Source organism: Aeromonas sp. MR7 (genome assembly GCF_963899385.1).
GTDB classification, from domain to species: domain Bacteria; phylum Pseudomonadota; class Gammaproteobacteria; order Enterobacterales; family Aeromonadaceae; genus Aeromonas; species Aeromonas bestiarum.
On sequence record NZ_CAWQXH010000011.1, the window covers coordinates 1,153,425 to 1,169,480 of the forward strand.

The window sequence follows — 16,056 nt, forward strand, 5'->3', positions numbered from 1 at the left end:
AAAAACATCGTTATTGCCGGGTGACGCGGGCGTCAGACGGCCAATGAGTGAAGATCGTCGGCATGCTTCAACAGGTGGTGCCCAGCCGGGCGACAACGTGGCCACAAGGGGACGTGTTCGACAGGGGAACCAACACTATATGCATGACTTTATTCAGTGATTCAACCCTTTATCTCTCTTTGTCGCCGCGGGATGCCGGGTCGGCGCATCCGGGCCCGCCGGTTCAAATCCTGTGGTATGTTCCTGCGTCGCCTGCAGGCTGCGCAGGGTGAGCAGGGCGCCGTCGAAATCGAACACTTTCAACTGGCGTGCCAGCGTATCCCCTTTGGGCCCGAGGCCAAGGAGCAGAGGACCGGCGTACTGCTCGAACAGCGGAATGACGGCTGTGTCGCTTTGCAGCAGCAGGCCTTCAATTTGGCGCAGCAACTGCTGCTGCCAGTGGCCGTTGAGGGGGGCCGACACGGCGGCGGGTTCAGGCTCTTCCTGACCCAGCAGCTCAAGCAGGGCGCCGAGTGCGTTTGCTATCTCCGTCATCTGATCGGTCAGCTCGCTGCCATCGCGGGACAGGTCGTGTTCCAGTCGCTGGCTCTGGTCGGCCAGGGATACCCAGCCCAAAGTCGCGGCGACGCCGCGCAAGGTGTGGGCGAGGCGCGTGGCGGCCGGCTGATCACCCGCCTGCAGATGGCTGCTGAGCAGTTGCATGTCCTGGCTGTGTTCACTGGCGAAATGGCGCAGCAAGGCGGCGTATTTCACCTGGTTGCCCTGCAGCGCCGCCAGCCCCTGTTGCAGATCCAGACCGGGGAAGGATTGCAGCCGGGTGAGCGGGGCTATCAGGGTATCGCTGGCCCTGCGCTGGTATTGAGGCTGTACCGGCGTGCTGGCGGGCAGCCACAGTTGCAGCGCCTCAAACAGCTTGGCGGGGGTCACGGGCTTGGCGATGAAATCGTTCATGCCCGCCGCCTCACAGGCTTTTCTGTCCTCTTCAAAGGCACTGGCGGTCAGCGCCAGAATGGGGATCTTCTCCCAGCCCGGCAAGACACGAATGGCACGAGTGGCACTGTAGCCATCCATCAGGGGCATCTGTATGTCCATCAGGATCAGATCGAAGGCGTGCTGGCTGACGCGCTCCAGCGCCTCCTGGCCGTTGACGGCGGTCTCGATGACGAGGCCGCTGTTGTTGAGCAGTTCCAGCACCACCTCGCGGTTGATGGCGTTGTCCTCCACCAGCAGCACGCGGGCGTGGTTGGAGAAAAAGAGCGTCTGTTGCACCGTCTGCTCGAGTCGCGCGGCTTGCTGCGGCTCGCTCTGCCCCAGGGAGAGCAGAGCGGTGAACCAGAAGCAGCTGCCCTTGCCCGGCACGCTGCTCAGACCGACCTCGCCCCCCATCAGGGTGGCGAGCCGGCTGGTGATGGCCAGGCCAAGGCCGGTGCCACCGTACTTGCGGGTGGTGGAGACGTCGGCCTGCTCGAATGCCTGGAACAGCTTCTCGCTCTGTTCCGGACTGATGCCGATGCCGGTGTCTTCCACCTCGAAGCGCAGCAGATACCCCGTGGGCAGCGGACGTTCTATCCGTACCCGCAGGGTGACCGAGCCCTGTTCGGTGAACTTGATGGCATTGGCCGCGTAGTTGAGCAGCGCCTGGCGCAGGCGGGTGATGTCGCCATGGACCCAGGCCGGGGTATCGCCGATGTCGACTATGATGGTGAGTCCCTTGGCGCGGGCTTGCTCGCTCATCAGGGCGCTGACGTTGTCCAGCATGGCGGTGAGGGAGAAGTCACTCTGCTCCAGCACCATCTTGCCCGCATCGATTTTGGAGAGATCCAGAATGTCGTTGATGATGGTGAGCAGGTGCTGGGCGGCGTTGTCTATTTTCTCCAGCCGATCGTGCTGGGTGTGATCCGGGGTGTCGCGCTTGAGCAGATAGGTGAGCCCCAAAATGGCGTTCATGGGGGTGCGGATCTCGTGGCTCATGTTGGCCAGGAAGGCGCTCTTGGCACGGTTGGCGCTCTCCGCCCTTTGATGGGCCTGGGCCAGTTGCAGGGTGCGCTCGTTGACCATCTCTTCCAGGTGGTAGCGGTATTGATCCAGCTCTTCGCCGAGCTGTTTCTTCTCCGTGATGTCCGCCTGCACTGTCACATAGTGGGTGATGACGCCGTTCTCCTGCCGAATGGGGGAGACGGTGGCCAGCACCTGGTAGTGGGAGCCATCCTTGCGGCGGTTGATGAACTCGCCATGCCAGCGCTGACCCTGATGGATGGCGTCCCACAGGGCAACATAGGTCGCCTTGGGAGTGAGACCTGAGCGCAGCAGGGAGGGGGTCTGGCCCAGCACCTCGCTCTGCTGGTATCCGCTGGCGGCCAGGAAGGCGACGTTGACGTACTCGATGCGCGCCTGGGTATCCGTGATGAAGACGCCATCCGGGCTCTGCTCCAGGGCCAGCGACAGTTGTCGCAACTGTTGTTCGGCCTGCTTGCGCTCCGTGATGTCCAGATTGATGCCGAGCAGGCGCAGCGGGCGCTGCTGGGCATCCCGATAGACGCTGCCCTTGCTCACCAGCCAGCGGATGTCACCGCTGGGCAGCAGGATGCGAAACTCTATCTCGAGCGGTTTGCCTGCTCCTGGCAAGTCGGACAGCAGCTTGTCGATGCGGACCTTGTCGTCCGGATGCACGCAACTCTGCCAGGTGCTGAAGGTGTTGAGCTGCTCCACACTGCGGCCATAGAGGCGGGCACATTCGGGGGAGAAGAACAGCTGGCCACTCGGGATGTCCCATTCCCAGATGCCGACGTGCGCCCCTTCCTGGGCCATCAGCAGGCGCTGTTCGCTATTGCGCAGGGCTGTGCTGGTGGTCTCTGCGCGGATGCGGGCGCTGATGGCATCGTCCATCAGATTCAGTGCCGCCAGGCGGGCGCGGCGCTGGGTATCGAGTGCGACCTGCTGGTTTTGCAACAGCTGCTGCTCGGCCAATTTGCGCTCCGTGATGTCCTGTACCGTGCCGTACAGCTCGACTATGGTGCCACTGCCATCGCGCAAGGCGGCGCCCCGGGCAATGATCCAGATGGGCTCCCCCTGTTCGTGGATCACCTCGGCATCGCACTCGTAGGGATAGCCGGTCTGCAGGCAGTGCTCGACGGACTGGGCGATGGCGCGCCACCCCTCCTGGGTGAAATATTTTCTCACCTCTGGGTAGACGGCGGGAGGCAGGGACTGGTCGCGGCCATAGATGCGGTAGATCTCGGGTGACCAGTAGTGGCTGTTGTCGGCAATGTGCCAGCGCCAGTTGCCTATCTTGGCCAGATGCTGGGATTCGCGCAGGATCACCTCGTTGCGGCGCAGGGCCTCTTCGGTCTCCTTGCGTTGCTGGTTGTCCTCGATGATCGAGATGAAGTAGTCGGGCTCCCCCTTGAGATCCCGGACCAGCGCCACTGTGAGGGTGATCCAGAGAATGTCGCCCCCCTTGCGCAGGTAACGTTTCTCCAGGGTGTAGTGAGGCCGCTCGCCCGCCAGCATCTGGGTCACATAGGTCTGGTCGATGAAGAGATCATCCGGGTGGGTGATCTGCTGGAAAGTCATGCCCATCAACTCATCGGCCTGGTAGCCCACCATGTCGCACAGCCGCTGGTTGACCCGCAGCCACTTGCCATCCGGGGCGACTAGGGCAATGCCCACCGCCGCCTGCTCGAAGGTGGCCTGAAAGCGGGTTTCGCTCTGCTGCAGACGGGACTGGATGTTCATCAGCTCCTGCCAGCGCTGGGTCTCCCTGGCGCGGGATCTGTGCATGGCGGCGCTGAGCAGGCTGATGAGGACGCCGTTGGCGAGCAGTATTCCCCATTGCACCAGATCCTGGCCGGCGGCAATGGTCAGCGAATGGAGCGGGGGCAGCAGGAAGTAGGTGGTGACCAGGGCGCTCACCAGGGTGCTGAGCAGACCCGGCAGCAGGCCACCGAGCAGGGAGCAGAGGATGATGGGCAGCATGAAGAGCACCAGCAGCGGCCGTTCGCCAAAGGCGATGGGCAGCTGTATCCGGATCTGCAACATGAGAATCGGCAGCAGAATGGCCAGCAGGCAGACCCCCCACCGTTGCCGGGGCTGGCGGATATGCCACAGCTGGGACCAGCTCATCATAGGGACTCCTCCGGCGGCGTGGGGGCTTGAGGATAGGGTGGCTGCTGCCCGAGCTGAAGTGACAGTGCATTGATCTGGTGCTTGAGGGTGAGCATGGCCAGCTCCCTGTCCACCATCACCTTGTTGAAACGCTCCAGCTCGCTGTTTTGCTGGCGCAGTTCCGCGGCCTGACGGGTCAGGGCCTGCTCGACCTGCTCCCGCTCGGTGACGTCCAGCAAGAGGCCGAGAACGGCGGGCTGGCCACGATAGTCGACGCGCCGTCCATACAGCTCCACCTCTATGTTCTGATGGTCGTGGTGCAAGGCGGTGAACCGGGTGTGGATCTCGGTATCTTCCTGCTCACAGCGCAGCAGTTGCTCCGCCACCCTGTCGCTGTCTTTCGGGCTGGCCAGAGCGTGCAGCGTGCCGACTTTCAGCAGGGAGTTGGTCGAGCCGTAGCCGAACAGACGGGCGAAGCCCGGGTTGATGTAACAGAGCTGGCCCTGCTGGAGTATATAGATGCCGGCCAGGGACTGTTCCACCAGGGCGCGAAACAGCCCCTCCCGTTCCTTGAGGCCCGCCTCGGCCCGCTTGAAATCCGTGATGTCGCGGGAGATGCCGAAGATGCCGATCACCTGGCCCTCGTTGTCTTGCAGTGGCCCCTTGGTGGCGAGGAACACCCGATCGCCGCTGGGCAGGGTGAGGTACTCCTCCTGTGTCTGTACCTTGTTGCGGGCTATGACCTGCTTGCCAAGATCCATCAACATTCGTGCCTGGTCGGGCGGGAAGATGGCCATGTCATCCTGGCCCAGCATATCGGCGGCCGGCTTGCCGACGAACTGGCTGGCTGCGCGGTTGAACAAGATGTATTTGCCTTCCATGTCCTTGGCAAAAATGGCGTCTTCCGAGCTGTCGGCAATGGCGGAGAGCAGTTGCAGCGCCTGCAGGCGTCCCGCCTGGGATTGACGGATCTGTTCGGCCATGAAGAGTTGAGTGTGCTGGCGCAGCAATATGATGCCGGCGTTGGCGATGAATAGCACCAGCAGGCCTATGAGCCCAATCCAGATGCTCTCCCTGAAGGCGGCGTGGTTGAGCTCCGCCTTGTCTATCTTGGCGATTAGATACCAGTCGGTGCCGATGACGGAGTGGATGGTGCCAAAGACCTCGACCCCCCGGTAATCCTGGCCAAAGAACGTCTGTCTGAGCCCCTCTTTGGCACCGCCGTTGAGAAACTGGGCTGCCAGCAGCGCCTTGTTGTCGATGGGGATCTGCAGGGTGAGGGCTGAGTGGGGACGATAGCGCACGTCATTGAGGAACTGCACCTGATTGCCGAGTTTTCGAAACAGCAGGGCTTCCCCGCTGCTGGCCGGAATGGGCCACTGCTTGAGAATGTGGTTGAGCCAGTCGCTGGAGCTGATCTGCAGCACGACAAGAGGGGCGCCGCTGCCAGTCATGGACAGCGGGGCTATGAAGTCGAGCCTGGGTTGGCCCTGCTCATCGAGATAGGGCCCCACCCGCATGACGTTGCCCGTTTCCACCTGTGTCAAGGCCTCACGCAGCGGCGCGCCAAGGCCGCTGGCCCCAGGCGTCTGCCACAGGGCTGTGCCGGTCGGGCTGAATACGGTTGCCGCGCTGAATCCCCTGATGGAGATGAACTCGGCCAGCCGGGTCATCAGGGGGGTATGTCCATCCGCCGGATGTGCAACTTGTCCCTGGCGATAGAGATTGGCATAGAGCGGGCTTTCGATCAGCAGGCGGGCATCGCGCTCACGGGCATTGAGCCACTCGGTGATCTGTTTGCTCTTGAGATCGGCGATGGCCTCGATCCTGGCTATCTCCTTGTCCTGGGTGTGACCCAGGCTCTGGGCGATGGCCATGCCGGTGAGCCCCAGGATCAGGCCGTTGATCAGGATAAGGGGCAAAAGCTGACGGCGAGAGAATTGACGGGTGACCACTGGCATGTCGATGCGACGGCGCAGCATGGCATAGAGCATGAGCGCCGTGATGAGGATGAACAGCCAGCCCTTGATGGTGCTGGCCAGGGCAAACTGGGCCTGAGTGCTGAACAGCCACTCCACCGCCTTGTCGGAGAGCAGGATCCACAGGCTGGCCACGGCGGCATAGGTCAGCACTAGGTTGAGAATATAGGCCCGGGTGAGCGGGGGCTGGTCAGCCATGCTGTGCCTCGTTGTCATCCTTGTAGCGCTCGGCGATGGCGACGAACTGCTCGAAATGGCTGTCAAATGCCGCCACCACGTCCGGATCAAAATGCTGGCCGCTGCCGGTGAGGATCAGGGTTCTCGCCTCGTCATAGGGCATGGCGGCCTTGTAGACCCTTACGCTGATGAGGGCGTCAAACACGTCGGCCAGCGCCATCAGCCGGGCCGAGAGGGGAATGTCATCGCCGTGCAGGCCGTCAGGGTAGCCGCTGCCGTCCCACTTCTCGTGGTGCCAGTGGGCAATCTCCTTGGCCAGGGTAAGGAATGCCAAGGGTTGTTCTATGTCTTGTTCCGCTTGCTCGATGGCATCGCTGCCGAGCTTGGCATGGGTGCGCATGGTGCCCCACTCTTCCACCGTCAACTTGGCCGGTTTGAGCAGTATGTGATCGGGAATGCCCACCTTGCCGATGTCGTGCAAGGGGGCCGAGCGACTCAGCAGGTCTATGTAGCGGGGGGTCAGGGTCTCGGCAAAGCGGGGATGCGTGGCGAGGGCGCTGGCCAGTTGCCGCACGTAGCCCTGGGTGCGCAAGATGTGGTTGCCGGTTTCGGGGTCACGGATCTCCGCCAGGTGGGCGAGGGCACGGATGGAGACCTGCTGGATCAGGTCGTTCTCCATCATGCGGCGTGCCACCTCGGCCTCCAGTGCCGTGTTCTGGCTCTGCAAGCCGTCACGGGCCTGCTTGGCCTCCAGCTGGGTACGCACCCGGGCCTGAACGATGGCCGGTTTGATGGGCTTGGTGATGTAATCGGCCGCTCCCAGCGACAATCCGTACTCTTCACTCTGGGGATCGGCGAGGGCGGTGAGCAGCACCACGGGAATACGGCTGGTCTCGGGGGTGATGCGCAACTGTTTGAGCACCTCATAGCCATCCATGCCCGGCATCATCACATCCAGCAGGATGAGATCCGGCGCCGTTTTGCCAGTCGCGATCCGCAGGCACTTTTCTCCGCTCTGGGCGGCCAGCACCCGATAGGTAGGAGAGAGCAGATCGGTCAGCACCATCAGATTCTCGGGCGAGTCATCGACGATCAGTATGGTGGCGGCGTGAGATGTGAACATAAGTCCTCCGTGACGTTGTCTCAATGAGTTCGAGTATAGAGTCAATTGTTACCAAGTAATAAGGACTTACCCTGACTTATCTCTGGATGGAGAGATACCTGCCCGACCCCTGTGGTCAGGCAGGCTCTCATGTCACGGCGGCTGATCAAGCCGTCAATCTGGCGTGCCGTTGGCCCAGCAGGTGATGGCGTCACCCACGGAGAATTTGCCCTCCAGCAGGGCGCGGCCGAGGATGATCCCCTTGACCCCGGAGCCCTTGAGCGCCTCTATGTCCTGGATCCCGCCAATGCCGCCCGAGGCCTGAAAGGCCACGCTCGGGTAACGGGCGCAGAGATCCCGATAGAGCTCGACGTTGGTGCCCGCTAAGGTGCCGTCGCGGCTGATGTCGGTGCAGAGCACATGCTTGAGACCGACCGGCAGGAAGCGTTCGATCAGCACCTCTATGGTCACGCCGCTGTTCTCCTGCCAGCCTGCCACGGCGATATGGCGATTGCCCTGGGCGTCGATATTGACATCCAGCGCCAGCACTATCTGCTCGGGGCCATATTTCTCCATCCAGCTCGCCACCAGATCCGGCGATTTGACGGCGGTGGAGCCGATCACCACCCGGCTGGCACCGGCAGCCAGCAGATCCGCCACATCTTGCTCGGTGCGCACCCCGCCGCCCACTTGCACCGGCGCCTCGGTGGCCGACAGCAGCTGGGTCAGCAGGGGGAGTTGGCGGGCCTGTGTCTCTTTGGCACCGTCCAGATCCACCAGGTGCAGTTGCACCGCCCCCTGGGAGACATATTCGTCAAAGCGGGCCTGCGGGCTGTCGCTGTAGGCGGTCTTCTGGTCGTAGTCACCCTGATAGAGGCGAACCACCTGACCCTTGATAAGGTCAATTGCAGGAATGATCATCCTTGTCATAGCTCCAGAAAGTTTTGCAGTAAACGGGCACCCGCCGCGCCTGAGCGTTCCGGGTGGAATTGGGCGCCGAAGAAGTTGTCCCGCCCGACGATGGCGGTAAACGGCTTGCCATAGTCACAGGTGGCGAGCGTCGCGTCTGTCACCTCCAGGGCGTAGGAGTGGACGAAATAGAAGTAGCTGCCGCTTGGGATCCCCTTGAGCAGGGGATGGCGCTCGTCGTGTTCAATCTGGTTCCAGCCCATGTGGGGCAGGCGCAGCTTGCCCACCTCCATCAGCCGGATCTTGCCCGGCACTATGCCGAGGCAGTCGATCAGATCGCCGCTGCTGCCATCTGCACTCATGCTCTCTTCGGACGCCTCCGCCAGCATCTGCATGCCGAGGCAAAAGCCCAGCAGCGGCTGTTTGGCGGCGCGAATGAGGGGCACCAGATTGCGCTCGTTGAGGTTTTTCATGGCCGCCACGGCTGTGCCCACCCCGGGCAGGATCAGCTTGTCGGCACTCTCGATATCGGCCGCCTTGCTGGAAACCAGCGGCTGTACGCCGAGGCGCTCGAACGCCATTCTGACCGAGGCCAGGTTTGCGCAGCCGGTGTCGATGATGACCAGTTTCTGAGAGTTCGTTGCCATTACAAGACTCCCTTGCTGGAGGGGAGCTCGCTCCCTTCCACCCGGATGGCCTGGCGCAGGGCGCGGCCAAAGCCCTTGAACAACGCCTCCACCTGGTGGTGGGTGTTACCGCTGCCGACCTTCATCTGCAATGTGATGGCCATGGCATCCGACAAGGAGCGGAAGAAGTGGGGCACCATCTCGGTGGCCATCTCGCCCACGCTGTCGCGGCCAAAGCCGCTCGGGCAGTCAAACACGAAGTAGGGGCGGCCGCTCAAGTCTAGGGCGGTACTCACTTCCTGCTCGGTGAGCGGGCGTGCATCGATCACCGCCTGTACCTCGTCCATCGCCAGCACGAAGCCGAAACGACCTATGCCGCGCTTGTTGCCGAGCGCCTGGCGCATGGCCTGACCCAGCGCCAGCCCTACATCTTCCACCGTGTGGTGATCGTCGATGTGCAGATCGCCGCTCACCTTCAGCTTGAGTCTGAAACCGGCGTGGGTCGCTATCTGATCCAGCATGTGATCGAAGAAGCCTATGCCGGTGGCGATCTGGTTGCCGCCGCTCTTGTCGAGATCCACCGCCACCTGGATGCGGGTCTCCTTGGTGTAGCGCTCCACTTCGGCCACGCGTCCCTTGGACAGCAGCTGATCACGGATGGCGAGCCAGTCGTGATCCTGCGGCTGATAGCGAATGCCACGGATACCCATGTTGTCGGCGAGCTGCAGGTCGGTCTGTCTGTCACCAATCACGAAAGAGTTGGCGAAATCGATGCGACCGGAGGCCAGATATTCCTTCACCAGCCCGAGGTTCGGCTTGCGGCAGCTGCAGCCGTCAGTCGGGAAGTGCGGGCAGATCAGCACCTGTTCCCAGTGGACCCCTTGCGATTCAAACAGGTGCATCATCAGGTCGTGGGGCGGCTGGAAGTTTTCCAGCGGCAGGCTGGCCGTACCCAGCCCATCCTGGTTGGTCACCATCACCAGCACGTAACCGGCGGCCTGCAGCTCGCGCAGCACAGGGATCACCATGGGCTCGAAGCGCAGCTTGGCGAGGCTGTCCACCTGCTTGTCGGTCACCGGCTCTTCAATCAGGGTGCCGTCGCGGTCGATAAACAAAAACGGGGTCTTCATCAATGACATCCTTATACGCTGGCGGCAGACGGGTTGTTGAGTGGCATCTGGTTGGCCGAGACGTCTCGCAATACTGCGATCACGGCGTCCATTTCGCCCTGATAGCCGATGGTGATGCGAATGCTGTTGTCCAGGCCCGGTTTGGTGGAGAAATCCCGCAATATGATGCCGGCGGCCTTCATGGCGGCAAAGACGGTGGCGCCGTCAACGAAGCGCACCAGTATGAAGTTGCCCTTGTCCTCGAAAAGCTCCCGCACGCAGGCCAGGCTAGCCAACTCGGCCTTGATCATCGCCTTCTGCTTGTTGAGCTCGGTGACCCGCTCCTGCATCAGCTCCAGTCCCATGGGGGAGAGCGCCTGCGCCGCTATCTGGGCGATGGGATCCGGGATGGGGTAGGGAGCTATCACCTTGGCCAGCATGGCGATCACCTCGGGGCTCGCCAGCGTAAAGCCGCAGCGGATCCCGGCCAAAGCAAAGGCCTTGGAGAGGGTGCGGGTCACCACCAGATTGGGGAAACGGGCCAGCAAGTCCACCACGGACGCCTCTGGACAGAACTCGATATAGGCCTCGTCGACCACGATAATGGCGCGCTTTCTGGCCTTCTCCAGCAGGGCGATGAGGCCGTCGCGACCCATCAGATCCCCGGTGGGGTTGTTGGGGGAGCAGAGGAACACCAGCTTGACGTCGGAGAGGCGGTCGGCGATGGCGGCCCAGTCCGGCTGACGGCCGGCAGTCAAAGGCTGTTCGACGATACCCACACCACAGGTCTCGGCACTGATGGCGTACATGCCGTAGGTGGGCGGGCAGATCAGGATCTGATCCTGCCCCGCCTCGCAGAAGGTGCGAACAAGCAGCTCTATGGCCTCGTCGGCGCCCCGGCTCACCAGCACCTGACTTGGGCTCACCCCCGCATAGGCGGCGTAGCCGTTGACCACCTCGGCCGGTTGGGGCTCGGGGTAGCGGTTGAGGCGATTTCCCTCGATGGTGAAGGGGTAGGCCTGTGGCGCCTCGTTGGCATTGAGCCAGATGTGGCCCTTGCCGCCGATGCGGCGGGCGGATTGGTAAGGGGTGAGGGCCCGCACTACGCGTCGGGCCAGATTGGCGATGCTCATGACAAATCCTTTTGCGGCTGGTTTGAAAGTGCGCTCAATCTGAGGGTGACGGCGTTTTTGTGGCCATCGAGCCCTTCTGCCTGGGCGATGCGCTGGACTATGGGGCCGAGCCCCTGGATGCCCTCGACGCTCAGCTCCTGCACGGTGTAGCGGCGCTGGTAATCGGCCAGCCCCAGGCTCGAGCAGGTGCGGGCGTAGCCGTAGGTGGGCAAAGTGTGGTTGGTGCCGCTGGCGTAATCGCCGACCGACTCCGGTGTCCATGCCCCAAGGAAGATGGAGCCGGCGTTCTCGAGCTTGCCAAGCAGTTCCCGTGGCGCCCGGGTCTGCACTATCAGGTGCTCCGGCGCATAGGCGTTGGAGATGGCGCAGGCCTCGTCCAGGCTGTCGCAGAGGATCACCAGGCTGGCGCCCAGCGCCTTGGCGGCGATCTCGCGGCGGCTGAGCCGGGCCAGCTGGCCCTTGATCTCGCCGGCAATGGCATCGGCCAGCAGGGGTGAGGTGGTGACCAGCACCACCTGACTGTCGGGACCGTGCTCGGCCTGGGAAAGCAAATCTGCTGCCACGAAGGCGGGGTTGGCGCTCTCGTCGGCAATCACCAGTACCTCGGAGGGGCCGGCAGGCATGTCGATGGCGGCGCCGCGCCAGTCACGGGAGACCTGGCCCTTGGCCTCGGTCACGTAGGCGTTGCCCGGGCCGAAGATCTTGTCCACCTTGGGGATGCTCTCGCTGCCATAGGCCATGGCGGCGATGGCCTGGGCGCCGCCGATAGCGAACACCTTCTCGACGCCGCAGGCGCGGGCGGCAAACAGTATCTCGTCGCTGGCCGGCGACGGGGTGCAGAGCACCACCTCACGGCAACCAGCTAGGCGTGCCGGAATGGCCAGCATCATGACGGTGGAGGGGAGCGGTGCACTGCCCCCCGGCACATAAAGACCGACCCGGCTGATGGGCTGGGTACGCAGCTCGCACACCACGCCGGGCTGGGTCTCGACCCGCACCACCGGCTGCACCTGGGCGGCGTGGAAGGTGCGAATATTGGCAATCGCGGCTTCGATGGCACCCTTGATGTCATCATCCAGCCGGGCGCAGGCGGCCTCGATTTCGGCCTCGCTGACCCGCAGTTGTTCACGGGGGGCGCGTTCGAAACGCAGGCCGAGCTCGCGCAGGGCCTCGTCGCCACGGCTGCGCACGGCTGCGATGATCTCCTTGACCACGGCGCCTATGTCCGCCTCGTCATTGAGGGCGGGCCGGGTCAGCACGTCGGTTTGCTGGGCGGGGGAGAGGGTCTTCCAGATCAGGGTCTGCATGGTGTCCCCTCCTTATTCCATCATTTTTTCAATGGGCAGCACCAGGATGGAGCTGGCACCGAGCGCCTTGAGCTGCTCCATGGTTTCCCAGAACAGGGTCTCGCTGGATACCACGTGCAGCGCCACCTGATTGGTGTCACCGGCCAGCTGCATTATGGTGGGGCGCTCGGCGCCGGGCAGCAGGTCCGTGATGGCATCGAGTTTGTCTTTGGGGGCGTGCAGCATGATGTACTTGCTCTCGCGCGCCTGCTGCATGCCCTGGATACGGGGCAGCAGCTTGTCGATCAGCTTCTGCTTGGCCTCATTCAAGGGGTTGGGGGCTTGCACCAGCACCGCCTTGGAGCGGTAGATCACCTCTACCTCTTTGAGGCCGTTGGCCTCCAGGGTCGCGCCTGTGGAGACCAGATCGCAGATGGCATCGGCCAGACCCGCGCGGGGGGCCACTTCCACCGAGCCGCCCAGCATGACGCTCTTGAAATTGAGCCCCTGCTCATCGAAGAAGCGCTTGAGCAGGCCCGGGTAGGAGGTGGCGATGCGCTTGCCCGCCAGGCTTTGCGGCCCCGTGTAGGCCACATCGTCCGGCACCGCCAGCGACAGGCGGCAGCCCCCGAAATCCAGCTGCTTGAGGGTTTTCACTTCCGCGGGCAGCCCCTGGGAGGCGCGAATGAGCTGCGCCTCTTCCAGCACGTTCTCACCTATGATGCCAAGGTCGACCACCCCTTCCATCACCAGACCGGGGATGTCGTCATCACGCACCCGCAGTATGTCGATGGGCATGTTTTCCACATGGGCGATAAGACGCTGCTCGCGCAGGTTGATCTTGAGTCCGCAGCTCTTGAACAGGGCTTGGGAATCCTGGCTCAGACGACCGGACTTTTGCATGGCGATACGCAGGCGTTGTGTTTCCATTTGCTCGATTTCCTTCTAGTCAAAAACGAAAAAACCCTCGGAAGTATGTGCTTCCGAGGGTTTATGAATCTTGCGGTCCTTTTGGAAGTCACCAGTTAAGTGTCTTCCAGCAGTCAACCTCCTGAAAGACTAGTCGGGATGATGATGGTGGTGATGAGTCTTCAGCAGGGTGAACTTCATGTAACTAATCCTTTACAAATAAGATGTCGTAGTTGACGCCCGATTTAAACTACCTTCCTTGACGGAAAAAGCAACTCGAAAATGTGATTCCATCGATTAAAGTTGAGAAAACGGTTTCTTGGTCGATAACTAGACAAGATGCCCCAGAGGAGGCGAGATCATGCCCAGCCAGGACCTGTTGTTCCCCATTTTGCCGCGGGCGCCAGCGACCCCGAGTCCTGACGACATCAAGCGGGAAGTGACCCAGATCAGCCAGAAGCACCAGTTGCGCAAGACCAGCACCGACAACGGTGAGTCCCAGCAGCGCCAGCAGGCCTACCCCTCTGCCAAGCGTGATCAACCAAAGCCTGAAGAGGACGATCACAAGCCGGATCCAGAGCACCAGATCGATCTCTTCGTCTGAACGCATTATCAGTCCCGCTTTCACCGCATTTTTGGCATAATGCCCGCTTTTGCTGCGGGACGCCCTTTTGACCATCCAGACCCTGTTCAAGCCAGATGGCCCTCTGGCCAGCCACATCGACGGCTTTGTTGCCCGCGCCCCGCAACTGGCCATGGCCGAGGCCGTCTCCAGCGCCATCAAGAGCGGTGGCCGTCTGCTGGTGGAGGCGGGCACGGGCACCGGCAAGACCTATGCCTATCTGGTGCCGGCGCTGGAGTCCGGCAAGCGGGTGGTGATCAGCACAGGCTCCAAGAACCTGCAGGAGCAGCTCTTCTACCGGGACCTCCCCACCATCACGGGGGCGCTCTCCTACACCCCGCCTGTGGCCCTGCTCAAGGGGCGCAGCAACTACCTGTGCATAGAGCGCATGAACCGCCTGCTCAGCGAATCCCATCTGCAAAAGCCGGAAATCCTCAACGATCTGGTCAAGGTCAAATCCTGGTCCACCGCCACCGACAACGGCGATGTGGGTGACATCCCGGGTCTGCAGGAAAACGCCGAGATCCTGGCCCACGTCACCAGTACCAACGACAACTGCCTCGGCCGCGATTGCCCCTATTACGACGACTGCCATCTGGTGGTGGCCCGCCGCCGCGCCATGGATGCCCAGGTGGTGGTGATCAATCATCACCTCTTCTTCGCCGATATGGCGGTGAAAGACACCGGATTTGGCGAGCTTGTGCCCGAAGCCCAGGTTTATGTGTTCGACGAGGCGCATCAGTTGGCGGAGATAGCCACCAACTACTTCGGCAAATCGGTGGGCAGCCGCACCATCCAGGATCTGGCGCAGGATATCCAGCTTGCCTATCGCGCCGAGGCCCACGACATGGGGCAGCTTGGCAAGGCGGCGGACCGGCTCTCCATCGCCAGCCAGGATTTGCGCCTCGCCTTCGGGGTGGACGGCGGCCGTGGCAATACCCGCGACATGTTGCGCCAGCCGCTCTGGGCCCAGGCGCTGGCCCGCCTCAACGATGCCCTCGGGCTCTGTTACGAGGTGCTCAAACTCGCGCTGGGGCGCGGTGAGCAGCTGGATCACGCCTTCGAGCGGATCTGCGAGCTGCGCGCCCGCCTTGGGGAGGTGTTGACCATCAACCAGACCGGTTTCTCCTACTGGTATGACTGCTCGCGGCTGCACTTCTCCCTCAACATCACCCCGCTGTCGGTGGCCGAGCGCTTTGGCGCCGAGGTGCTGCGCCCCGAGGTGGCCTGGATCTTCACCTCCGCCACCCTGACGGTGGACATGCGCTTCGATCACTTTGTGGCGGAACTCGGGCTCGCGGGCAGCGCCGAGCTCATCCTCGACAGCCCGTTTGATTACGCCGAACAGGCGCGGCTGTGCGTGCCCCGTTTTCTGCCCGAGCCCAACGCCTTCGGGCGGGGGGAACAGCTGGCCAATCTGATGATCCCCCTTATCAACAAGACGCCGGGGGGCTGCTTCTTCCTCTGCACCAGCCATCAGGTGATGCGCCAGGTGGCCGAGGTGCTGCGCCGCGAGATAGGTCGTACCGTGCTCTTGCAGGGAGAGGACAACAAGCAGCGGCTGCTCAAGGAGTTTGTCGAGAACGGGCGCGCCGTGCTGGTGGCGACCAGCAGTTTCTGGGAGGGGATCGACGTGCGAGGGGCGGCATTGTCCTGTGTTATCATCGACAAACTGCCGTTTGCGAGCCCAGACGATCCGCTGCTCAAGGCGCGGGTGGATGATTGCAAGCTCAAGGGGGGAGATCCCTTCGCCGAGCTCCAGCTGCCCAAGGCGGTGATTGCGCTCAAACAGGGGGTGGGGCGGCTCATTCGTGATCGCAGTGATCACGGTGTGCTGGTCATCTGTGATCCACGAATGGTCAACAAACCCTACGGCGCCACCTTTATCAAGAGTCTGCCCGCCATTCCCCGTACCCGGGAGCTAGGGACGCTGGGGAGTTTCTTCGATCGTGGTGAATAAGGCTGCCGGTTATGTGCCCTGCACCCTGGAACTGGCGACGCAGGGGAGTTTCTTCGATCGCGGCGAATAGGTGCCCCGCTGATGGGTATCCAGTGGCCTGTTGATGGCAGTTAAGGCTATTTTCTCAAGAGATGCGGCGG

11 protein-coding genes and 1 other annotated feature are annotated in these 16,056 nt (G+C 62.5%); of the genes, 2 read left to right on the top strand and 9 right to left on the bottom strand.

Features of this window, described 5'->3' with window-relative positions; genetic code table 11:
• Positions 1-153: 153 nt before the first annotated feature.
• From AACW87_RS10195 to hisG, 9 genes are all read right to left on the bottom strand, one after another.
• Entirely contained in the window at positions 154-4,125 is a 3,972-nt protein-coding gene (locus AACW87_RS10195) for a PAS domain S-box protein (RefSeq protein WP_241324912.1), read from the bottom strand.
• The gene (locus AACW87_RS10200) at positions 4,122-6,281 is read right to left on the bottom strand and encodes a PAS domain-containing protein (protein ID WP_241324913.1); all 2,160 of its coding nucleotides are present in this window, start codon (positions 6,279-6,281) and stop codon (positions 4,122-4,124) included. The genes AACW87_RS10195 and AACW87_RS10200 overlap by 4 nt, the downstream gene beginning before the upstream one ends.
• Positions 6,274-7,383, bottom strand: coding sequence for a response regulator (locus AACW87_RS10205; RefSeq protein ID WP_098984098.1), 1,110 nt, complete (start codon positions 7,381-7,383; stop codon positions 6,274-6,276). The genes AACW87_RS10200 and AACW87_RS10205 overlap by 8 nt, the downstream gene beginning before the upstream one ends.
• Positions 7,384-7,536: 153 nt before the next feature.
• The gene (hisA, locus tag AACW87_RS10210) at positions 7,537-8,283 is read right to left on the bottom strand and encodes a 1-(5-phosphoribosyl)-5-[(5-phosphoribosylamino)methylideneamino]imidazole-4-carboxamide isomerase (RefSeq protein ID WP_241324914.1); all 747 of its coding nucleotides are present in this window, start codon (positions 8,281-8,283) and stop codon (positions 7,537-7,539) included.
• Between the two features lie 5 nt (positions 8,284-8,288).
• Positions 8,289-8,918 (bottom strand): imidazole glycerol phosphate synthase subunit HisH, encoded by a 630-nt coding sequence (gene hisH, locus AACW87_RS10215; protein WP_241324915.1) that lies wholly within the window; start codon positions 8,916-8,918, stop codon positions 8,289-8,291.
• Positions 8,918-10,027 carry a bifunctional histidinol-phosphatase/imidazoleglycerol-phosphate dehydratase HisB gene (gene hisB / locus AACW87_RS10220; protein ID WP_241324916.1) on the bottom strand — a complete coding sequence of 370 codons (1,110 nt, stop codon included), beginning with the start codon at positions 10,025-10,027 and terminating at the stop codon, positions 8,918-8,920. Before hisB ends, hisH begins: the two co-directional genes overlap by 1 nt.
• Before the next feature lie 11 nt (positions 10,028-10,038).
• Positions 10,039-11,139 carry a histidinol-phosphate transaminase gene (gene hisC / locus AACW87_RS10225; RefSeq protein WP_241324917.1) on the bottom strand — a complete coding sequence of 367 codons (1,101 nt, stop codon included), beginning with the start codon at positions 11,137-11,139 and terminating at the stop codon, positions 10,039-10,041.
• Positions 11,136-12,446: a histidinol dehydrogenase gene (gene hisD, locus AACW87_RS10230; protein ID WP_043134872.1), complete on the bottom strand. Its 1,311-nt coding sequence runs from the start codon at positions 12,444-12,446 to the stop codon at positions 11,136-11,138. Before hisD ends, hisC begins: the two co-directional genes overlap by 4 nt.
• A gap of 12 nt (positions 12,447-12,458) precedes the next feature.
• Positions 12,459-13,355, bottom strand: coding sequence for an ATP phosphoribosyltransferase (gene hisG / locus AACW87_RS10235; protein WP_241324918.1), 897 nt, complete (start codon positions 13,353-13,355; stop codon positions 12,459-12,461).
• A gap of 25 nt (positions 13,356-13,380) precedes the next feature.
• Positions 13,381-13,509 (bottom strand) — a sequence feature (His leader region).
• Positions 13,510-13,695: 186 nt separating this feature from the next.
• Between hisG and AACW87_RS10240 the strand changes: the two genes are divergently transcribed.
• Positions 13,696-13,938, top strand: coding sequence for a hypothetical protein (locus AACW87_RS10240; protein ID WP_043134867.1), 243 nt, complete (start codon positions 13,696-13,698; stop codon positions 13,936-13,938).
• A 67-nt stretch (positions 13,939-14,005) separates the two neighbouring features.
• Positions 14,006-15,916, top strand: a complete 1,911-nt coding sequence (locus AACW87_RS10245) for an ATP-dependent DNA helicase (RefSeq protein ID WP_241324919.1) — start codon at positions 14,006-14,008, stop codon at positions 15,914-15,916.
• The last annotated feature ends 140 nt before the right edge of the window (positions 15,917-16,056 follow it).